The organism is Pseudonocardia sp. (assembly GCF_050250275.1).
Lineage (GTDB): Bacteria > Actinomycetota > Actinomycetes > Mycobacteriales > Pseudonocardiaceae > Pseudonocardia.
Window position 1 is genome coordinate 21,621 of sequence record NZ_JBFWOY010000035.1, and the last position, 20,562, is coordinate 42,182.

19 protein-coding genes are annotated in these 20,562 nt (G+C 72.8%); 12 read left to right on the forward strand and 7 right to left on the reverse strand.

What is annotated here, in order from left to right:
- Window positions 1–192 precede the first annotated feature (192 nt).
- From AB7F12_RS26160 to AB7F12_RS26185, 6 genes are read left to right on the forward strand one after another with little or no spacing between them, the layout of a single operon-like run.
- Window positions 193–1,164, forward strand: a complete 972-nt coding sequence (locus AB7F12_RS26160; RefSeq protein ID WP_428497599.1) for a zinc-dependent alcohol dehydrogenase — start codon at window positions 193–195, stop codon at window positions 1,162–1,164.
- 2 nt (window positions 1,165–1,166) lie between these two features.
- The gene (locus AB7F12_RS26165) at window positions 1,167–1,565 is read left to right on the forward strand and encodes a 6-pyruvoyl trahydropterin synthase family protein (protein ID WP_428497554.1); all 399 of its coding nucleotides are present in this window, start codon (window positions 1,167–1,169) and stop codon (window positions 1,563–1,565) included.
- Window positions 1,566–1,599: 34 nt separating this feature from the next.
- Window positions 1,600–2,637 (forward strand): glycosyltransferase family 4 protein, encoded by a 1,038-nt coding sequence (locus tag AB7F12_RS26170; protein ID WP_428497555.1) that lies wholly within the window; start codon window positions 1,600–1,602, stop codon window positions 2,635–2,637.
- A complete protein-coding gene (locus AB7F12_RS26175) occupies window positions 2,634–3,578 on the forward strand; it encodes a lysylphosphatidylglycerol synthase transmembrane domain-containing protein (protein ID WP_428497556.1) in 945 nt (314 codons plus the stop codon). The genes AB7F12_RS26170 and AB7F12_RS26175 overlap by 4 nt, the downstream gene beginning before the upstream one ends.
- The gene (locus AB7F12_RS26180; RefSeq protein ID WP_428497557.1) at window positions 3,575–5,146 is read left to right on the forward strand and encodes a sulfatase-like hydrolase/transferase; all 1,572 of its coding nucleotides are present in this window, start codon (window positions 3,575–3,577) and stop codon (window positions 5,144–5,146) included. Before AB7F12_RS26175 ends, AB7F12_RS26180 begins: the two co-directional genes overlap by 4 nt.
- A gap of 4 nt (window positions 5,147–5,150) precedes the next feature.
- Window positions 5,151–5,561, forward strand: a complete 411-nt coding sequence (locus tag AB7F12_RS26185) for a hypothetical protein (protein WP_428497558.1) — start codon at window positions 5,151–5,153, stop codon at window positions 5,559–5,561.
- Here AB7F12_RS26185 and AB7F12_RS26190 read toward each other — a convergent pair.
- Window positions 5,537–6,049 (reverse strand): Lrp/AsnC family transcriptional regulator, encoded by a 513-nt coding sequence (locus AB7F12_RS26190; RefSeq protein WP_428497559.1) that lies wholly within the window; start codon window positions 6,047–6,049, stop codon window positions 5,537–5,539. The genes AB7F12_RS26185 and AB7F12_RS26190 overlap by 25 nt on opposite strands.
- Before the next feature lie 133 nt (window positions 6,050–6,182).
- Here AB7F12_RS26190 and hppD point away from each other — a divergent pair, with 133 nt between their 5' ends.
- On the forward strand, window positions 6,183–7,346 hold the full coding sequence (hppD, locus tag AB7F12_RS26195) for a 4-hydroxyphenylpyruvate dioxygenase (protein WP_428497560.1): 1,164 nt from the start codon (window positions 6,183–6,185) through the stop codon (window positions 7,344–7,346).
- A gap of 156 nt (window positions 7,347–7,502) precedes the next feature.
- On the opposite strand, the gene AB7F12_RS26200 is transcribed toward hppD, so the two are convergent.
- The 3 genes from AB7F12_RS26200 to AB7F12_RS26210 are packed head-to-tail and all read right to left on the reverse strand — an operon-like array spanning window position 7,503 to window position 11,078.
- Window positions 7,503–9,164, reverse strand: a complete 1,662-nt coding sequence (locus AB7F12_RS26200) for an ABC transporter substrate-binding protein (RefSeq protein WP_428497561.1) — start codon at window positions 9,162–9,164, stop codon at window positions 7,503–7,505.
- A gap of 32 nt (window positions 9,165–9,196) precedes the next feature.
- A complete protein-coding gene (locus AB7F12_RS26205) occupies window positions 9,197–9,724 on the reverse strand; it encodes a VOC family protein (RefSeq protein WP_428497600.1) in 528 nt (175 codons plus the stop codon).
- A 4-nt stretch (window positions 9,725–9,728) separates the two neighbouring features.
- Window positions 9,729–11,078 (reverse strand): Rieske 2Fe-2S domain-containing protein, encoded by a 1,350-nt coding sequence (locus AB7F12_RS26210; RefSeq protein ID WP_428497562.1) that lies wholly within the window; start codon window positions 11,076–11,078, stop codon window positions 9,729–9,731.
- A gap of 244 nt (window positions 11,079–11,322) precedes the next feature.
- On the opposite strand from AB7F12_RS26210, the gene AB7F12_RS26215 reads away from it, so the two are divergent.
- On the forward strand, window positions 11,323–12,258 hold the full coding sequence (locus AB7F12_RS26215; protein WP_428516947.1) for a LysR family transcriptional regulator: 936 nt from the start codon (window positions 11,323–11,325) through the stop codon (window positions 12,256–12,258).
- A 55-nt stretch (window positions 12,259–12,313) separates the two neighbouring features.
- On the opposite strand, the gene AB7F12_RS26220 is transcribed toward AB7F12_RS26215, so the two are convergent.
- From AB7F12_RS26220 to AB7F12_RS26230, 3 genes are all read right to left on the reverse strand, one after another.
- Complete coding sequence (locus AB7F12_RS26220; protein ID WP_428497564.1) at window positions 12,314–13,966, reverse strand: ABC transporter substrate-binding protein; 1,653 nt, start codon at window positions 13,964–13,966, stop codon at window positions 12,314–12,316.
- Between the two features lie 412 nt (window positions 13,967–14,378).
- Window positions 14,379–15,260, reverse strand: a complete 882-nt coding sequence (locus AB7F12_RS26225) for a phosphoribulokinase (protein ID WP_428497565.1) — start codon at window positions 15,258–15,260, stop codon at window positions 14,379–14,381.
- A 23-nt stretch (window positions 15,261–15,283) separates the two neighbouring features.
- Window positions 15,284–16,357, reverse strand: a complete 1,074-nt coding sequence (locus AB7F12_RS26230; protein ID WP_428497566.1) for a class 1 fructose-bisphosphatase — start codon at window positions 16,355–16,357, stop codon at window positions 15,284–15,286.
- 331 nt (window positions 16,358–16,688) lie between these two features.
- On the opposite strand from AB7F12_RS26230, the gene AB7F12_RS26235 reads away from it, so the two are divergent.
- The 4 genes from AB7F12_RS26235 to AB7F12_RS26250 are packed head-to-tail and all read left to right on the forward strand — an operon-like array spanning window position 16,689 to window position 20,557.
- Window positions 16,689–17,693: a sensor histidine kinase gene (locus AB7F12_RS26235; protein ID WP_428497601.1), complete on the forward strand. Its 1,005-nt coding sequence runs from the start codon at window positions 16,689–16,691 to the stop codon at window positions 17,691–17,693.
- The gene (locus AB7F12_RS26240; protein ID WP_428497567.1) at window positions 17,693–18,487 is read left to right on the forward strand and encodes a LytR/AlgR family response regulator transcription factor; all 795 of its coding nucleotides are present in this window, start codon (window positions 17,693–17,695) and stop codon (window positions 18,485–18,487) included. Before AB7F12_RS26235 ends, AB7F12_RS26240 begins: the two co-directional genes overlap by 1 nt.
- Before the next feature lie 22 nt (window positions 18,488–18,509).
- Window positions 18,510–18,884: a hypothetical protein gene (locus AB7F12_RS26245; RefSeq protein WP_428497568.1), complete on the forward strand. Its 375-nt coding sequence runs from the start codon at window positions 18,510–18,512 to the stop codon at window positions 18,882–18,884.
- Entirely contained in the window at window positions 18,881–20,557 is a 1,677-nt protein-coding gene (locus tag AB7F12_RS26250) for a cation acetate symporter (protein ID WP_428497569.1), read from the forward strand. Before AB7F12_RS26245 ends, AB7F12_RS26250 begins: the two co-directional genes overlap by 4 nt.
- Window positions 20,558–20,562 lie beyond the last annotated feature (5 nt).

Below are 20,562 nucleotides of genomic sequence, written 5' to 3' on the forward strand. Positions count from 1 at the left end.
GACACGCCGTGCGCAACCCTGCCGCTGCCGCAGGGTGCCGGTCCGACCGTGCGGTTGCGCGCGGATCGCGACGACCGTCACCGGTGGGACGAGCCGACGGGAAGCGCGATGTTCACGTTCGCCTGGTGGACTGGACGGACGCCGACGCGTGATCCGCTGACGCGGTCGTCGCCAGGGAGGACAACCATGACCATCGCACGAGCACTGTGGCTGCGCGCGCCCGGAGAGCCGGAGATCCGGGACGTCTCCGTGGACGAGCCGGGGCCGGGGGAGGTGCTGGTGCGGACGACGTTCAGCGGGGTCAGCCGGGGGACCGAGGCGATCGTGTTCCGCGGCGGGGTGCCGGCGAACCAGCGCGCGGTGATGCGCGCACCGTTCCAGGAGGGCGACTTCCCGGGGCCGGTGAAGTACGGCTACCTGAACGTGGGTGTCGTCGAGCACGGCCCGGCGGACCTGGCAGGGCGCACCGTGTTCTGCCTCTACCCCCACCAGACGCACTACGTCGTCCCGGCGTCGTGGGTCACCGTCGTACCGTCGGAGGTGCCGGCGGAGCGGGCGGTGCTGGCGGGCACCGTCGAGACGGCGGTCAACGCCCTGTGGGACGCCGCGCCGCTGGTGGGGGACCGGGTCGCCGTCGTCGGCGCGGGCATGGTCGGGTGCACGGTCGCGGCGGTGCTGGCGGGGCTGCCCGGTGCGCGGGTGCAGCTGGTCGATCCGCTGCCCGCCCGGGCGCGGGTCGCGCAGAAGCTGGGAGTCGGCTTCGCGACGCCCGGGGACGCCGACGGGGACTGCGACCTCGTCGTCCACACCAGCGGCACCGGCGAGGGGCTGGCCCGGTCGCTGGAGCTGCTCGCCGACGAGGGCGAGGTCGTCGACATGAGCTGGTACGGCGACCGGCCGGTCACCCTGCCGCTGGGCGAGGGCTTCCACCCGCGGCGGCTGACGATCCGCAGCAGCCAGGTCGGCACGGTGGCACCACGCCGGGCCCGTCGTGGCTTCGCGGGACGCCGGGACGTCGCCATGCGGCTGCTCGCCGACGACCGGTTCGACGCGCTGGTGACCAGCACGGGAAGCTTCGAGGAGCTACCCGTCGCACTCCCGCGTGTGCTCACCGGTGAACCGCCGGGGCTGCTGCACCGTGTCGGGTACGGGGGAAGGAGCTGACGTTGTTCTCGATCACCGTCCGCGACCACTTCATGGTCGCCCACAGCTTCCGCGGCGAGGTGTTCGGCCCGGCGCAGGCACTGCACGGCGCCACGTACGTCGTCGACGCGACGTTCCGGCGCACCGACCTCGACGACGACGGGATCGTCGTCGACATCGGGCTCGCCACCGCCCAGCTGGGCGAGGTGCTCGGCGAGCTCAACTACCGCAACCTCGACGACGAGCCCGCGTTCGCCGGGGTGAACACGTCGACGGAGTTCCTGGCCAAGGTCGTCGCCGACCGGCTGGCCGAGCGGGTGCACGCCGGGGCCCTGGGGGCGGGCGCCCGCGGGCTCGCCGGGATCGTGGTGACGCTCAACGAGTCGCACGTGGCCTCGGCGTCCTACGAGAGAACCCTGTGAGCGCGCGGTGAACCGGCCGGTCACCGTGGTCGTGATGCCCGCGGGCATCGACGACCCCGCGCGCCCGTCCGGCGGCAACGTCTACGACCGCCGGCTCTGCAGCACGCTCGCGGCGAACCGGCCGGTGTGCGAGATCGAGGTCGACGGCGCCTGGCCGCGCCCCGAGCCCGCAGCCCGGACCGCTCTCGCGCAGGCGCTCGCCGCGATCCCGGCCGGCACCGTCGTCCTGCTCGACGGGCTGGTCGCGTGCGGAGTGCCCGAGGTCGTGGTGCCGCACGCGGCGCGGCTACGGCTGGTCGTACTCGTGCACCTCCCGCTGGGCGACGAGGCGGGCGCCGCCCCGGGCCTGGCCGCCGCGGAACGCCGCGTGCTGCACGCCGCGGCCGCCGTCGTCACCACGAGCGCGTGGACGCAGCGACGCATCGTCGACGGACACGGCGTCCCGGCCGGGCGGGTGCACGTCGCCGAACCGGGCGCCGACCCCGCGCCGCTCGCGGCCGGCTCCGGCGACGGCGGCAGCCTGCTGTGCCTGGGCGCGGTCACCCCGACCAAGGGCCAGGACGTGCTGGTCGAGGCCCTGGCCGCGGTCGCGGACCGACGCTGGACGTGCCGGGTCGCCGGCCCGCTGGACCGCGCCCCGGCGTTCGTGCACCGCGTCCGGGAGCGGGCCCGCGTGCACGGGCTGGCCGACCGGATGAGCTTCGACGGGCCACTCGCCGGCCGGGCGCTGGACATCGCGTTCGACGGCGCCGACCTGCTGGTGCTGCCGTCGCGGACCGAGGCGTTCGGGATGGTCGTGCGCGAGGCCGCGGCCCGCGCGGTCCCGGTGCTCGCCTGCGACGCCGGCGGCGTCGGCGAGGCGCTCGGCACGGGTGGGCTGCTCGTCGAACCCGGCGACGCGACCGCGCTGGCCGGCGGGCTGCGCCGCTGGCTCGACGACGTCGGGCTGCGGCAGGCGCTGCGCCGCAGGGCGATGGTGGCGCGATTCGCCGTACCCGGCTGGGACCGGACGGCCGCGCGGGTCGCCGCGGTGCTCGACGCCCTCGTCCCCGCACCGGCGCTACTGCGATGACCGCGGTCGTGACCCGGGCGGCCCCGACCCGCCGTGTCGTCCCGGCGCTCCGCAGGAACGTCGGGGCGATCGGCGGCGTCGCCGTGCTCGCCGTCGTCGGATGGCAGCTCGGCGCGGGCCCGCTGCTCGACGGGCTGCGCGCCATCGACCCGACTCTCGTGGCCGTCGCGCTCGCCGTCGGCCTGCTCACGACGGCCTGCAACGCCGCCCGCTGGCAGCTCGTCGCGGGCGGTCTGGAGCTGCCGCTGCGGTTCCGGCCGGCGCTCGCCGACTGCTACCGGTCGACGTTCCTCAACACCGTGCTGCCGACCGGTGTGCTCGGCGACGTCGGGCGCGCCGTCGGGCACGGGCGCGCGATCGGGGCGCTGGCCCGGTCGGCGCGCGCCGTCGTCCTGGAGCGGTTCGCGGGCCAGATCGTGCTGGTCGTCGTCGGCCTCACGGTGCTGCTGAGCAGGCCCGACGCCTTCTCGGTGCTGCTGCCCGGCCCGGCCGCACTGGGCGTCGCCGCAACGGTCGTGGTGGTGGCGGCGGTCGTGGTGGGATACGTGCCGCGGCTGCGGTCGGCCGTCGCGACCCTGCTCGCCGACGCCCGGACCGGGCTGTTCGCCGCGCGGATCTGGCCGGGCGCGTTCGGCCTCTCGGCGATCGCGCTCGCCGGGAACGTGACGCTGTTCGTCGTCGCGGCGAGGGCGATCGGGTCCGACGCTCCCGTCACCCAGCTGCTGCCGGTCGTGCTCGCCGCCCTCTTCGCCACGGGCCTGCCCATCGGCATCGGTGGCTTCGGGCCGCGCGAAGCCGCTGCGGCACTGGGCTTCTGCGCCGCGGGCCTGCCCGCCGCCGACGGCGCGTCCGCGTCGATCGTCTACGGCCTGCTGACGTTCGCGTCGACGATCCCGGGCGCGGTCGTGCTGGCGGCCCGGCGCGGTCGCCCGGCGGGATGAGCCGCGCCCGGAGCGTCGTCGCGGTCGCGCTGGTGGTCGCGGTGCTGGTGGCGCCGGACGCGGTCACCGACCTCACCCCGGCCGCGTTCGTCCGGATCCCGCTGGAGCTGCTCGTCGCGGCCGCTGTGCTGCTCGCGCTGCGCGGGCGCGCCCGCCGGATCGCGGCGGTCGTGTTCGGCCTCGCGCTCGGCGTGCTGACGGTGCTGCGGCTGTTCGACCTGGGCTTCTCCGCCGTCCTCGACCGGCCCTTCGACCCGCTGAACGACGCCGGGCTGCTGAAGGGCGGCGTCGACTTCGTGCGGTCGTCCTCGGGGAGCGCCGCGGCGGTCGGGACGGTCGTCGGGGCGGTCCTGCTCGGGCTGGCGGTGAGCGCCGCCGTGACCGCGGCGGTGCTGCGCACGGCCCACGTCGTCACCGCGCACCCGACGCCGTCGAGGCGGATCGTGGCTCTCGGCACCGTCGCGTGGGTCGTGTTCGCGCTGCTCGGCACCCAGGCCGCCGGGCTGCCCGTCGCCTCCCGCGACGCGGCCACGCTCGCGGCGACCCACGTCGGCCAGATCGGTGCCGACCTCACCGACCACCGCGAGTTCCAGGCCGCCGCGGCCGCCGACGCCTACCGGTCGACCCCGGGCCCGGAGCTGCTGACCGCGTTGCGCGGCAAGGACGTCGTGCTGGTCTACGTGGAGAGCTACGGACGTTCCGCGCTCACCGACCCCACCCTGGACACCCTGCTCGACGGTGCCGGGCTCCCCGCCCGCAGCGCCTTCCTCACCTCGCCGACCGTCGGCGGTGGCAGCTGGCTGGCGCACTCGACACTCGAGTCGGGCGTCTGGATCGACAACCAGGCCCGCTTCGACGACCTCGGCGCCACCGGTCGCACGACCCTCGCCACCGCCTTCCGCCGCGCCGGCTGGGACACCGCCGCGGTCCAACCCGGCACCACCTCCGGCTTCCCCGACGCCGACTTCTACGGCTACGACCAGGTCCTCGACGCACACCACCTCGGCTACGCGGGGCCGAACTTCAGCTTCGCGACGATGCCCGACCAGTACACGCTCACGACGTTCCAGGACCGGCTCCGCGCCCCCGGGCACGCGCCGCTGATGGCCGAGCTGACGCTGGTGTCCAGCCACGCGCCGTGGACTCCGCTGCCCACGCTGCTGCCCTGGGCGCAGGTCGGCGACGGTTCCGGCTACGCCTCGATGTCCGGGCCCAGCTTGGCGCCGCAGGCCATCCTGACCACCGACCCGGCCGTCGTCCGCGCGAACTACCTCGCCTCGATCCGCTACAGCCTCGCGACGCTGATCTCCTACCTGCAGACCTACGGCGGCCCGGACCTCGTCACGATCGTCGTCGGGGACCACCAGCCCGCCCCCGTCGCCACCGGCAACGACCCCAACCGGGACGTGCCGGTCACGATCGTCGCCCACGACCCGGCCGTGCTCGACGCGACCGCGGGCTGGGGCTGGGAGCCCGGGCTGCGGCCCTCGGCGCAGGCCCCGGTCTGGGGCATGGACACGTTCCGCGATCGATTCCTGCGGGCCTTCGGCCCGCGGCCCCTACAGTGACGGCATGCCTGGACGCGCCGCGGCGGCGGTGGTCGACGTCTTCGTCTACGTGGTCGTCCTCAACCTCTTCGTCGAGTACCTGCCGGCGGTCGTGAGCGAGACCTTCACCCTCTCCCTGTTGACGGCCGTGCTGCTCAAGGGGGTCCTCGAGGTCGTCGTCCTGGCGAAGAACCGGGTGAAGACCCGGTTCCGCGAGGCGGCGTCCCCGATCGGGAAGGTGGGTGCTGCGCTGCTGCTGTGGCTGGTGCTGTTCGGCAGCAAGTTCGTCGTGCTCGAGGCGGTCGACCTCGCCTTCGGCTCCCGCGTCAGCCTCGGCGGCTTCTTCTCGGTGACGCTGCTGATCGTCGTGCTGATGCTGACCCGGGAACTCGTCCGGCGGCTGCTCGACGGCTACGACTCGCCCGTCCCGCGGTAGGCGGGCGCCCGCCGCGGCGCCTGCCGCGGGAGGCTGCGCAACAAGGGCAGCGTCCGCGGCGCCACCACCTGCGAGAGCACGACGACGCTCGTCGACCGGGCCACGACCCCCGACCGGTTGAGCTCCAGCAGCGTGCGCTGCAGGTCCTCGTGCGAGGACGCCGCCAGCCGGCACAACACGTCCGACGATCCGGTCGTCGCGTACGCCTCGAGCACCGCGGGATGGGCCGCGAGCTCTGCGGCGACGTTGTCGAGCGCGCCCTGGGCGATCTCCAGCGTCACGAAGGCGTGGACGCCGAACCCGGCCGCGACGAGGTCGACGTCCGGCCCGTAGCCGGTGACGACACCCTCGCGTTCGAGCCGGTCGATCCGCGCCTGCACCGTGCCGCGCGCGACCTGCAGCAGCCGCGACAGCTCCAGGACACCCGCGCGCGGGTTCTCGCGCATCGCGGCGAGCAGGTCGACGTCCAGTGCGTCCAGGTCGGTCATGTGTTCGGAATGTACAGCTGGTCGCCGCTTCCGCCGCGCATTCTGCACAGCTGGTGCAGCGTGCACGTGGTCGGTTGCGGCCTCTCCCGGCGCGCGCTGTCCTGGTTACGCACAGCACACCCGAGGAGGCGTCATGAGCATCGACCACGACCTCTCGCCGGAGCGGCTGCACCGACTGCTCGGCCTCGTCGACCACGACCACAGCCGCGACCCGTTCCCCGTCACCGGCTGGGACGCCGTGGTGTGGGTCGTCGGCAACGCCACCCAGACCGCGCTGCTGCACCGGCTCGTCCTCGGCATGGAGCTCGTCGCCTACTCGGGGCCCGAGACCGGCAACGCCGACCACCACGCCTACGTGCTGCGCGCGGGCGACGTGCGGTTCGTCGTCACCGGCGGCGTCGACCCCACCAGCCCCCTGCACGACCGGCACCGCCGCCACGGCGACGGCGTCCGCGACATCGCGCTCGAGGTCCCCGACGTCGACCGCTGCATCGCCCACGCCCGCTCGGCCGGTGCGACCGTGCTCGTCGCGCCGCACGACGTCACCGACGAGCACGGCACCGTCCGCACCGCCGCGATCGCCGCCTACGGCGACACCCGGCACACCCTCGTCGACAGGTCCCGGTACGACGGCCCCTACCTGCCCGGATACGTCGCCGCGCACGAGCCGGCCCTCGCCGCACCGGCGTTCCAGGCACTCGACCACGTCGTCGGCAACGTCGAGCTCGGGCGGATGGACGAGTGGGTCGCGTTCTACACCCGCGTCATGGGCTTCACGAACATGGCCGAGTTCGTCGGCGCCGACATCGCGACCGAGTACTCGGCCCTGATGAGCAAGGTCGTCGCCAGCGGCGACCGGCGCGTGAAGTTCCCGCTCAACGAACCCGCCCGCGGGCGCAGGCGCAGCCAGATCGACGAGTACCTCGACTTCCACTGCGGCCCCGGCGTGCAGCACCTCGCGCTCGCGACCGACGACATCCTCGCGACCGTCGACGCCCTGCGCGCCAGGGGCGTCCAGTTCCTGCCCACCCCCGCGTCGTACTACTCCGACCCGGCGCTGCGGGCCCGGATCGGTGACGTCCACGTCGACGTCGACGAGCTCGCCGCCCGCGGCATCCTGGTCGACCGCGACGAGGACGGGTACCTGCTGCAGATCTTCACCGCGCCCGTCGGTGACCGGCCGACGGTGTTCTTCGAGTTCATCGAGCGCCACGGCTCGCTCGGCTTCGGCAAGGGCAACTTCAAGGCCCTGTTCGAGGCGATCGAGCGCGAGCAGGCCCGCCGCGGCAACTTCTGACCGACCCGCGCGCAACCTCAGGGTCGCGAGTCCGGTCCGGACCAGCGGTGAGGTTGCGCGCGCAGGGCCGGGCGCAACCTCCCGGTCGCCCGGATGCGCATCGGCAGCGGTGAGGTTGCGCGCGGCGGCGTGGCCGCTATCCACAGGAGCAGGGAGTCAGCGGTCGAGCCACGTCGTGGCGAAGAACATGTCGCGGGACAGGTAACGGTCGACGCCCTTCACGTCCTTCTTCGTGATCGTCGCCAGGTAGGCCCGGCTGATCCACACCACCGCGAGGTCCTTGTTCACCTGGTCCTCGACCTGCTGGTAGTCCCTCGTCCGCTGGGCGTCGTCGCTGGTCACGGCCGCGTCGGCCAGCCACCTGTCGACGTCGGGGTTCGAGTACCTCCCGAAGTTGCCGCTGCCCCCGGTGCCGACGAGCCGCTGCGCCCCCGGGAACGGGTTGTCCAGCGGCGCGACCGTGGTGCTCAGCTGGAAGTCACCGCTCTGCACGACGGCCGACGAGTACTGCGCCAGGTCGTAGGTCTCGACGTCGACCTCGATCCCGATCGCGGCCATCTGTGCCTGCACGAACTCGGCGAAGGGCTGGCGGCTCGTCGTCGTCTTGAACGTGAAGTCGGGGTTCCCGCCCGCGGCCCGGTAGGCGTCGACGAGCTCCTTGGCCCTGGCCTGGTCGAACGTCGGCCACAGGTCCGCGGCCTGCTGGGTGTGGTAGGGGCTGGCCTGGTCGAACAGGCTGGTCGCCGGCGTCAGCCGGTTGTTGTACTGGCTGGCCGAGAGCGCCTTCATGTCCAGGGCGCGGATGATCGCCTCGCGCATGCCGCGGTCGTCGAACGGCGCCTTGGTGAAGTTGAAGAACAGGTACTCGCCGGAGTTCCCGGGGCCGTAGTACACCTGCAGGTCCGGGTTGTTCAGGCCGCGGACGAGCTCCTGGTTGTAGTCGGCGAACGCGAGGTCGATGTCGCCGTTCTGCGTCGACGACGTGCGGGTCTCGGTGTCGGGCAGCGGGCGGAACTCCAGCCCGTCGAGGTACGGCTTGCCCTGCTGCCAGTAGTTCGGGTTGCGCGCCAACGTCATCGCGGAGTCACGGACCCAGCTGGTGAGGGTGAACGGTCCGGCGCCGACCGGGTTGGTGGCGATGTCCTTGCCGTACTTCTGCAGCGCCGCCGGGGAGATGATCATGCCGAGGGTGCCGTTGAACCCGCTTTGGGCGAACACGATCGGGAACGACGCGAGCGGCGACTTGAGCGTGAACCTCACGGTCAGCGGGTCGACCGCCTGCATGCTCGCGATCATCGCCGCGTAGGCGTGCGCCGGCGAGGTGGCCTTGTCGATGTGGCGCTGGGTGTTCACGACGACGGCGTCGGCGTCGAAGGCGGTGCCGTCGGAGAACGTCACGTTCGGCGTCAGCGTCATCGTCCACGTCGTCCCGTTGTCCGACGTCGTCATCCCCGTCGCGATGAAGGGCTCGACCTTGCCCTCGGGGGAGAGCTTGAGCAGCGAGTCGTACACGGCGTTCTGCGCCATGTTGGTGTTCTGCACGGTCGGGTCGAAGCTGACGGCCTCCCGGTCGGCGCCGAGGATCAGGGTGCCGCCCGTCTTGGGCGTGCCCTCCTCGGCGAGGTCACCGCCGTACGGGTCGATCGCGGCGATGGGCCCGGTCCGGGCGGCCGACCCTCCCGCCGACGACCCGCACCCCGTCACGACCAGCAGCATCGCGGCGACCGCGGCCACCACCGCGGCGAAGCGTGCCCGCCGTCGTCCGGCTCCTACCTGCATGGCGCCCACCCACTCCTCGTCGAGTCCGGCAGTGATCACTGCTCACGCAGGCCGCGGCGGCGGCATGCGACTCACGTCCCGGCCGGGGCCGGGGTCGATACACCCACACCGCCTCGCGTGTCCGCGCCGTAGCGCGCGATCTCCGCGGGCAGGTCCAACGGCACCCCGCGGCGCATACGCGCCTCGTAGTGCGAGTCGTCGAGGAGCTCGGCGGGGACGAGCCACGCCACCTCGAACTCGATGCCGTCGGGGTCGCGCGCGTAGATGCTCTTGGTCGTGCCGTGGTCGGTGGCGCCGACGAGGGCGCCCCCGCGGCGCAGGACCTCGGCCAGCTCCCCGAGCTCGCGCAGCGTCCGCAGCTCCCAGCCCAGGTGGTAGAGCCCCACCGTGGTGGTGCCGGCGGGCGAGTCGTGGGCGCCGTCACCGATCGCGAACAGGCCCACGTCGTGGTCGTTCGTCGAGTCCGGGGCCTGCAGGAACGCGGCCCGCCCGGGCCGGTCCATGACGACCCGGAACCCGAGCAGGTCCCGGTAGAACGCCACGCTGCGATCGACGTCGCGGACGTAGAGGACGGCGTGGTTGAGCCGGCTGATCCCCACGACGTCAGTCACCGGCGATCGGGAGGTGACGCCCGATCGAGTCGAGGGCCTCGCGGACGGCCGGATCGTCGTCGGTGCCGAGGTAGCGCCAGTCCTCGCCCTCGTCGAGGATCTTGTCGGCGGCGCGGATCGCGGTGAAGTCCCGGCCGTCCCCGGCCAGCGCGGGCGGGGCGGTGCCGTCGGCCTCCAGCGCCCTGGCCGCACCGAGCAGGATGCGCCGCATCCGGATGACGGCCTTGTCGAGCTGGCCGAGCTGCTCGGTGCTGCGGTCGTAGATCCTGCCCATCGACTCGGTGACCATCAGGTCCTGGCTGACGAAGTCGGCCACCCCGCTGAACGTCTCGGTGCGCTGGACGTCGCGGTCGAGCCGGTAGCCGTTGTCGGCGGTGTACTCGCGTGGGGTGATGCCCCCGACCCGGCGGGTGAACGGCGTCTCGAACGGGCTGAAGCTGTGCAGCGGTGCGCCGCCGTGGCCCTGCGGGTTGGCGTCGACCTGCGCGTCGAAGTTGTAGCGCCAGCAGCTGTGGTCGTCGATCGGGACGACCATCAGGTGGCGGGTGTTGTAGGGGATCGCGGCGATGATCGTCGAGTAGGGGGCGATGTACTCGGTGATGCGGACGTTGGTGTGCCCGTTGGGCGTGGTCCGCAGCCCGGCGTAGCGGTAGCCGTACCAGGTGTTCTCGACCTCGATGCGCGGGGCCTGGTCGTGGCTCCAGAACCGCCACGTCGCCTTGTTCGACGGGTAGCCCGGCTTGTCGGTGCCGTCGTCGGAGAACTCGCCCGCGGCGAAGAACCCGTGCAGCCAGGAGATGTGGGCGGTGTCGAGGTTGCCCTCCATCGTCTGGATCCAGTTGCAGTCGGCGTAGAGCTTCGTCGCCAGCGTCCGCTCCGGCGGCAGCGTCTCGGTGCCGAAGTCGCGGAACGGCGTCATGGTCTCGGCCGGGCCCATGTAGGTCCAGACGATCCCGCCCGACTCGTGCACCGGGTACGACCTCGCCTTCACCCGGTCCTTGAACGAGCTCTCCGGCGGCTCGCTCGGCATGTCGACGCAGTTGCCCTCGGTGTCGAACTTCCAGCCGTGGTACGGGCAGCGCAGCCCGCACTCCTCGTTGCGGCCGAAGAACAGGGAGGCGCCGCGGTGCGGGCAGTTCTCCTGGATCAGACCGACCTTGCCGGTGGTGTCACGGAACGCGACCAGCTTCTCGCCGAGCAGCGTCACCCGCAGCGGGGTGCAGTCGGGCTCGGGCAGCTCCTCGCTGAGCGCGGCGGGGGTCCAGTAGCGGCGCAGCACCTCGCCCATCGGGGTCCCCGGCCCGACCCGGCACAGGGTCTCGTTGTCCGCGTGCGACAGCATCGTCGGCCCTCCTCGTGGCGCGCCCCGTTCCGGCACGGCTGTGTTCCAGGCACGGTCGTGTCCGGTCCCGGAGCGATTTCGTGACGTCGGCGGGATTCCGCCTGATTTCGTCCTCGACGCTAACGCAGGCTTTTCACGTGACGGAAACAATGAATTCGTCTGACGCACCATCAGCGTGGTGAATACCGGCACAGCACGATCCGGGAACCGCATCCCCCGGCTCCGGCCGTGATGTGATGGGGCGGTGACGTCCTCGTCGGCGAGGCTCGCCCGTCTCGATCTCAACCTGCTCGTCGTGCTGCGCGAGCTCCTGCGCGAACGCAACGTCACCCGCGCGGCTGCCCGCGTCGGCGTCTCCCAGCCCGCCGCGAGCGCCGCCCTCGCCCGGCTGCGCCGCCACTTCGACGACGAGCTGCTCGTCCGCAAGGGCGCCGGGTACGAGCTCTCCGCGCTCGCCCATCAGCTCGTCGACCAGGTCGAGACCGTCTGCGACGGCATCGACCGGCTCCTGTCCACCGGCGCCGACTTCGACCCCGCCACCTCCCACCACGAGTTCACGATCGTCATGTCCGACTACGCCATCGCCGTCATGGGAGAACGCCTCGCCGCCGAGACCCGCGCCCGCGCACCCCACGTGCGGCTCAACATCGTGCTGGTCCGCGAGGCCCTCGCCGCCGGCATCGACCGCACCATCCGTGCCGTCGACGCCGTCGTCTCCTCCGCCACCGCCCGCTTCCGGCTCCCCGAGATCCGCTCGGCGCTGCTGTTCCGCGACCGCTGGGTGTGCGTCGTCGGCCGCGACGCCCCCTACGGAGACACCCTCACCCTCGACGAGCTGCGCGACGCCGGCTGGGTCGTGCCCTACCACCGCGACTCCGAGTTCCCGTCGGTCGTGCCCGTCAGCGGGCAGCTCGCCGCCCTGGGCATCCGGCCGACGGTCGCGGTGCGCGTCGACAGCTACATCGCCGTCCCGTTCCTGCTCGCCTCCTCCGGGCACATGGCGCTCATGCAGGAGACGCTCGCCCGGACGCTGCAGGCGCGGCTGGGCCTGCGCGTCCTCGACCCGCCCGCGCCGCTGGAGCCGTTCGTCGAGCGGGTGTGGTGGCACGAGCGCCTGACCCCGGACCCGGCCCACCGCTGGTTCCGCCGGATCGTCGAACGGGCCGCCCGCCCGCTGTGAGCGGGCGGGCGCCGGAGGCGGGCGCGGGGCCCCGGCCCACTCACAGGCCGGCGGGCTACTGCTTCCAGGTGCCCGCGAAGAACAGCTCGCTCGACAGGTACCGCGACACGCCCTTCACGTTCGGGCGGGCGATCGCGGCCTTCGCCGCACGCGAGAGCCAGATCACCGGCAGGTCGGCCGCGATCAGCTCCTGCGCCTTCTTGTAGGCGGCGATCTGCGCGGCCGGGTCGGCCGAGGCGGCCGCCTGGTCGAGGGCCGCGTCGACCTGCGGGTTCGAGTACTTCCCGTAGTTGTTGATCCCGCCCGTGTGGAACTGGTTGGTCATGAACGGGAACGGGTTCTCGTAGGGGCCGCTGATCCACGTCGCCGTGCCGAACTGCGTGCCCTGGATGATCGGGCCGATGAACGTCGCGATGTCGTCGAACTGCAGCGTGACGTCCACGCCGATCGCCGCCCACTGGGCCTGCAGGAACTGGCCCATCTGGTGGTCGTCGGGGGAGTTGCCGGTGTTGTAGGTGAAGTCCGGGTTCCCACCGCCCGCCTTGTAGGCGTCGATCAGTTTCTTCGCCCCGGCCTGGTCGTATTTCGGGTAGGTGTCGGCCGCGGCCTGGCTGAAGTACTGGTCGCCCTCGGCGAACGGCGTCGTCGCCAGCTGTCCGACGTTGTTGTACTGCGTCGCGTCGAGCGCCTTCGGGTCGATCGCCATGATCAGGGCCTGGCGCACGGACCTGTCGTCGAACGGCTTCTTGGTCAGGTTGTAGTAGAGGTACTGGCCGTCGCCGCCGGGGCCCCAGTAGGTGGCCAGGTTCTTGTCCATCGACGCGCGGCGCAGCTCGGAGAAGAAGCCGCCGATGTCGAGGTCGATGTCACCGTTGGCGACGGAGGCGTAGCGCGCGTCGGTGTCGGGGATCGGGCGGAACTCGATGCCGTCGAGGTACGGCTTGCCCTTGTCCCAGTAGTTGTCGAACTTCTTCACGACGATCTTGTTGTTCGGGATCCACTGGACGAACGAGAACGGCCCCGCGCCGACCGGGTTGCGGCCGTAGTCGGCGCCCTCCTTCTGCACGGCCGTCGGCGAGGCGATGGTGCCGAGGTTGCCGGAGGAGAAGGGCAGCGCGAACGACGTCGGGAACGTGGCGGTGGGGCGCTTGAGGGTGAACGTGATCGTCAGGTCGTCGGTCGCGGTCATCGACGCGATCGGCTCGGTGTAGAGCTTGCCCAGCGCGGTGGGGGTGTCCCGCTGGCGCGTGACGTTGAAGATCACGGCGGCGGCGTCGAACGGGGTCCCGTCCTGGAACGTGACACCGGGCCGGAGCTTCATGACCCACGTCGTGCCGGCGTCGGGACTGTCCATCGACTGCGCCAGGTAGGGCCGTGCGACGCCCTTGTCGTCCATCTTGAGCAACGAGTCGTACACCGCCGAGGCCATCAGGTTCGAGCCGACGACCGGGTCGAACGAGCGCGCCTCCGTGTACATGCCGACGATCAGGTTGCCGCCGGCCTTCGGGGCTCCCTCCTCGGCGGGGTCGCCGCCGAACGGCTGCGACGAGTCGAGCCGGTCGGGGTTGGTCGCGGCGGCCGTGGCGCCGCCGTCCGACCCGCACGCCGTCGCGAGGAGGACGACGGCCGCGATGCCGGCGACCGCGGCGGCCAGCCGTGATCCCCGGCCGCGTCCCGGAGCCCCGCGGCGTCCTGGAACAGAGCGCATGACGGACACACCTCTCTCGAACTGCCCATACGGCGGTGTACTGGACACGACCCGTCGGCGGTGCGACCGCCGAGGGCGGCGGGCATCGCCGGAGGTCACCGACAGAGGCAGCACGGCGTGCGGAGGCGCTCGTCGTGCCAATGCCGAGAGGTACTGCGTGGCACCGGTTCGTCGCAGAGGGGGTGCGGCGGGCCTGGAACCGGCGGCGAGCATATCCGCGGGCCGCCATGATCGACAATGACGAGCGCGCAGCAGTTCCGGACGACGCGTGCGACCGGGACGACATATCGCGCGCAACCTGACGGTCGTGATCGGGCGCCGCGACGACCGTGAGGTTGCGCGCGGGTCTGGACGCAGAGCGGCCCCGCCCGGATGACCGGGCGGGGCCGCTCCGTGCGACGTGGCCGCGAGATCAGGCGCCGACGGCCTGCTTGCGACGCTCCATGAGGCGCCAGATCATCGGCGTGAAGATCAGCTGCATCGCGAGGTCGAACTTGCCGCCCGGGCAGACGATCGTGTTGGCCCGCGACATGAACGAGTCGTGCAGCATCGACAGCAGGTAGGAGAAGTCGATGCCCTTGGGGTTCGCGAAGCGGATGATCAGCATCGACTCGTCGGCCGTCGGGATCGTGCGCGCGATGAACGGGTTCGACGTGTCGACCATCGGGACCCGCTGGAAGTTCACGTGCGTGCGCGAGAACTGCGGGCAGATGTGGTTCACGTAGTCCGGCATCCGGCGCAGGATCGTGTCGGTGACGGCCTCGGTGGAGTAGCCGCGCTGGATCTTGTCCCGCTGCAGCTTCTGGATCCACTCGAGGTTGATCACCGGGACGACACCGATGAGCAGGTCGGGGTGCTGCGCGACGTCGGCCTTGTCGGTGACGACGGCGCCGTGCAGGCCCTCGTAGAACAACAGGTCGGAGTCGGGCGCCAGGTCCGTCCACGGGGTGAAGGTGCCGGGCGCCTGGTTGTACGGCGCGGCCTCCTCGTCGTCGTGGAGGTACTTGCGGACCTTGCCGGTACCCGACTCGGCGTAGGTGCGGAACAGCTCCTCGAGCTCCTCGAAGAGGTTGGACTCCGGGCCGAAGTGGCTGAAGCTGTGGTCGCCGCGGGCGTGCGCCTCGGCCATCGCGACCTTCATCTCCGCGCGGTCGTAGCGGTGGAAGCTGTCACCCTCGACGCTCACCGCGTCGATGTGCTCGCGGCGGAAGATCTGCTGGAAGGCCCGCATGACCGAGGTCGTCCCGGCGCCCGAGGCCCCGGTGACGGCGATGATGGGATGTTTGCTCGACATCGTGTCTCCGTTCGCTTCGGCGGTCAGTTCGCGGTGCGGAACAGCCCGCGGGTGCCGTAGAAGGGGGTGTCCACGTCGGTGTCGACGTTCTCGACGTGGTACTTCGCGATGAGCTCGACCTCCTCGACCGCGCCGAACACGAGCGCGATGCGCTGGTGCAGCTCGCTGGGCACGACGTCGAGGATGCGCTCGTGGCCCGTGTGCGCGGCGCCGCCGGCCTGCTCGATGATGAACGCGACCGGGTTGGCCTCGTAGAGCAGGCGCAGGCGGCCCGGCTTGGCCGGGTCCTTCGTGTCGCGCGGGTAGAGGAAGACACCGCCGCGGCTGAGGATGCGGTGGGTCTCGGCGACCAGCGACGCCACCCAGCGCATGTTGAAGTCCTTGCCACGGGGACCCGACCGGCCGGCGAGGCACTCGTCGACGTAGCGGCGCACCGCGGGCTCCCAGAAGCGGCGGTTGGACGCGTTGATCGCGAACTCCGATGCCGCGTCCGGGATGCGGATGTCCTCGCGGGTGAGGATGAACTCGCCCAGCCGCGGGTCGAGGGTGAAGGCGTGCGTGCCACGGCCGACCGTGAGCACCAGGATCGTCGACGGCCCGTAGATCGCGTAGCCGGCGGCGACCTGCGTGGTGCCGGGCTGCAGGAAGTCGTCGGCGGTGGGGTTGCCGCCCGCGCTCTCAGGTGACCGCAGGACCGAGAAGATGCTACCGACGGACACGTTCACGTCGATGTTCGACGACCCGTCCAGCGGGTCGAAGACCAGCAGGTACTTGCCCCGCGGGAACTCGGCCGGGATCTCGTACGGGTCGTCGAGCTCCTCGGACGCCATGCCGGCGACCTGCCCGCCCCACTCCGTGGCGCGGATGAAGATGTCGTTGGACAGCACGTCGAGCTTCTGCTGGGTCTCACCCTGGACGTTGACGGTGCCCTGGGCGCCGAGCACGCCCTCGAGAGCGCCGTGGGCGACCCGGCCCGCGATGGCCTTGCAGGCGATCGCGACGTCGAGGAGCAGCGAGTTGAGGTCGCCCACCGCGTCCGGGTGGCGGCGCCGCTCGTCGTTGAGGAAGCGGGCGAGCGTCGTACGGTCGGCGAGCATTGCGTTTTCTCCCCGCAGCCGAGTCGGACAAGAGACAGGATCGAGCACGAACAGAGGACAGGGCAGCGCACACGGCGCGTCCCGGGCCGTGTCCTGAGGTTGCCGTCCGCCGTCGCCCGGCCCATCCCCTACCGGGGTGGCGGGCAGGGGGTGATGCGCGGGACCCCACCGCGGTGGTGGCGGTCACTACAGTGACGCCGTGGACGCGACCGGGGCGAAGCGCGTCGTCGGCGACGATGCCTCCGCCGGGGCGGATCCCGACCCGTCCGCACAGGTCGCGGGGCGGCGGCGGCGCCGGTGGCGGCCGCGGCGGCTCCCGGCGTCGGACGCGATGGCGGTGCTGGCGGTGGGCCAGGCGATCGCCGAGGACCTGCGGGGCGGGCTCACCCCCGACCGGGCCGGGGCGGCAGCGCGCAGGCTGCGCGGGCTGCTCGACGCCGACGCGGTCGGTCTCGCGGGCATGTCGGGGCCGCCGGCGTGGGCCGGTCGTCCCGACGAGGGGGCGGTCGGTCTCCTCGACCAGGTGCGTCGCGACGGGCACCGCGCCGGGCGGGCCGGCCGCACGCTGGCGTTGCCGCTGCCGGTGCGCGGCGAGCCGGGCGGGGTGCTGGTCGTCGTCGGCGCCGTGCCGGCGGCCGCGGCGCGCCGAGCGGCGGCATGGACGGGGGAGGCGCTGGCGCGCAGCCGGCTGGAGTCGTCGGCGGAGGCGGCGGAGCGGGCGGAGCTGCGGGCGTTGCGCGCGGAGATCTCCCCGCACTTCGTCTACAACGCGTTGACGACGATCGCCGCGTTCGTGCGCTCGGACCCCGACCGGGCCCGCGAGCTGATCCGTGACTTCGCCGAGTACATCCGGCACAACCTGGCCCGCCGGGGCGAGTACACGACGCTCGCGGGGGAGTTCCGTGCGATCGAGGCGTATCTGGAGCTGGCGCGGGCAGTCCTGGGGGAGCGGCTGCGGGTCCAGGTGCGGATAGCACCGGAGGTGCTTCCCGTCGCACTGCCGTTCCTGACGTTGCAGCCGCTCGTGGAGAACGCCGTGCAGCACGGTGTGGAGCGGATCGAGGGTGGCGGATCGGTGCAGGTCAGCGGAGAGGCACAGGGCACGGACTGCGTCATCGCGGTCGAGGACGACGGTCCCGGGATGGACCCCGAGCACGCCCGCGCGGCGCTCGCCGGCGAGGGCCGGGGGTCCGGGCTCGCGCTGGCCAACGTCGACCGCAGGCTGCGGGCGGTGTACGGGCCGCAGTACGGCCTGGTCATCGAGACGGCCGAGGGCGCGGGCACCCGGATCGTCGTGCGGGTGCCCCGCTTCGCGCCCGGCGTGGTGGCGCTCTGATGGCCGAGCGGCTGCGGGTCCTCGTCGTCGACGACGTCGCGCCCGCACTCGACGAGCTGTGCGGGATGCTGCGCGAGTCGCCGTGCGTGCGCGAGGTCGTCCCGGCAGGCGACGCGGTGACGGCGCTGCGGCTGATCCAGGCCGCCGACCGCGACGGCCCGTTCGACGCGGCGTTCCTCGACATCTCGATGCCGGGCATGGACGGGCTGGAGCTGGGGTCGCTGCTGTCGCGGCTGGCCCGCCCGCCGGAGATCGTGTTCGTGACCGCGTTCGAGGAGCACGCCGTGTCGGCTTACGGCGTCGGCGCCCTGGACTACCTGCTCAAACCGGTGTCGACGGAACGTCTCGACGGGGCCCTCGCCCGGATCCGCCGCGTCGCGGGGGCCTCGCGCGAGGAGCAGGCCGCGGGCGCGCGGACCGCCGAGCCCGTCGACCAGCTCGCCGCGGTGCCCGTGGAGCTGGGTGGCCGGACCCGCTGGGTGCGCCGCGACGACGTGCGGTTCGTCGAGGCACAGGGCGACTACGTGCGCCTGCACACCCGCGGCGGGTCCCACCTGCTGCGGATGCCGATCTCACGGTTGGAGGAGCACTGGGCCGACCACGGCTACACCCGGGTGCACCGCAGCTTCCTGCTCGACGCCGGCTCGGTGCTGGAGCTGCGCAGCGACAGCGGCGGCGGGCTGCTCGCCCACACCGACGCCGGCGACGTCCCGGTGAGCCGCAGGCACGCCCGCGCGCTGCGCGACCTCCTGCTCGACGCCGCGATGCGCGGCGACCTGCGGGGGGCCCGATGATCGGCGCCGTGAGGGCGTCGTGGTGAGCCGCGCGCGGCGGGTCACCGTCGCCAGCCCGCAGACCGCCGTCGTGCTCACCGCCCGCCGCGGCGGGGTGTCCTCGCCACCGCCGCGGCTGTCGGCGACCGAGCGCGACCGCGCCGAACGGCTCCGCCTGGCGCAGCTGCGGCTCGCGCTGGTCGGGCTGGCCGGGCTCGCGCTGCTGCTCGTCGGGCTGCCGATCCTGCTCGACGCCGTCCCCGAGCTGATCCGGCCGCGGCTGTTCGGGCTGCCCGTCAGCTGGCTGGCCGTCGCGGTGCTGCCCTACCCGGTGCTGGCGCTGATGGCGTGGCGGCAGCTGTGCCGGGCCGAGCGCGTCGAACGAGCGGACGACCTCGCGGAGGACGGCGCTCCGTGATCGCGCTCGCGGCCCTCCCGGTGGTGCTGGCGACGCTGCTCATCGGGGCCCGTGGCGTCGCGGCCCTGCGCTCGACGTCGGACTTCCTCGTCGCGTCCCGCCGGATCTCGCCCACGCTCAACGCCGCCGCGGTGTCGGGGGAGTACCTGTCGGCGGCGTCGTTCCTGGGGGTGGCGGGGCTCGTCGTCAAGAACGGTGTCGGCGCGCTCTGGTACCCGGTCGGGTTCACCGCGGGCTACCTGGCCATGCTGCTGTTCGTCGCGGCCCCGATGCGGCGCACCGGCGCGCTGACCGTGCCCGACTTCGCCGAGGCGCGGCTGGGCTCGCCCGCGCTGCGCCGGTTCTGCGCGGTCGTCGTACTCGTCATCGCGGGGCTCTACCTGGTGCCGCAGTTCACCGCCGCCGGGCAGGTGCTGATGGCGGTCAGCGGCCTGCCGTACTGGGTGGGCGTCGTCGTCTCCGGGGCGGCGGTGAGCGTCACACTGGCCCTCGGCGGGATGCGCGCGGCGACGTACGTGCAGGCCTTCCAGTTCGTCCTCAAGCTGCTGCTGTTCATCGTCCCGGCGGTGTGGCTGATGACCGCGGTCGGCCCGCAGACCCGCCACGAGGCCCTGAACCCGGCGGAGTTCAGCCGGTTCGCCGCGGACACCCCCGTCGAGTTCAGGCTGCCGACGCGCATCGAGGTACCGACGTCGATGACGGTCGTCGCCGACACCGACACGGGGCCGGTGCCGGTGCATCTCGAACCGGGGACCTACGTGGTCCCCGGCCAGGCCCGCTGGGTCTTCCCCGCGGGAGCCGACGTGCCGCGCATCCGCGGCGCCGCCCTGCCCGGCAGCGACGACTGGCAGCGCCCGCTGCTCGACTCCGACCGCTCGGGGCACTCCCTGCTCGCGACGTGGTCGGTGCTGGTCGCGACCGCGCTGGGGACGATGGGGCTGCCACACGTCATCGTCCGCTTCCACACCAGCCCGGACGGCCGCTCGGCGCGGCGGACCGCGGCGATCACCGTCGGCCTGCTGGGCGCGTTCTACCTGTTCACGTGGGTGTACGGGCTGCTCGGCGGCGTACTGATGCCGGAGCTGTACCTGTCGGGGGCCACCGACACCGCGGTCGTCGAGCTGCCGGGGCGGGTCGACGACGGCACCGCAGGTCAGGTGTTCACCGGGCTGCTGACGGCGGGGGCCTTCGCGGCGTTCCTCGCGACGTCGCTGGGGTTGCTGCTGGCCCTGGCGGGCGCGGTCTCGCACGACCTGCTGCCCGGGTCGCTGCGCCGGCTGCGGCTCACCGCGCTGGTGGCCGCGGCCGTCGTCGTCCCGATCGCGCTGCTCGCCGCCCGCGTCGACGTCGGGGCCGTCGTGACCTCGGCCTTCGCGGTCGCGGCCTCGACGTTCTGCCCCCTGCTCGTGCTGGGGATCTGGTGGCGGCGGCTGACGGTGCGCGGCGCGTTCGTGGGCATGGGGGTGGGGCTGGCCGCGTCGGCGGGCGGGATGGCGGCGAGCCTGCTGATCCGGCCCGCACCCGGCGTCGCGGCACTGCTGCTGGCCCAGCCCGCGCTGTGGTCGGTACCGCTCGCGTTCCTGACGATGGTGGGTGTCTCGCTGCGCGACCGGCCCCCGGCGGGCGCCGAGTCGGCCATGTTGCGCCTCCACCTGGACGAGACCCGGGCGTGACCCAC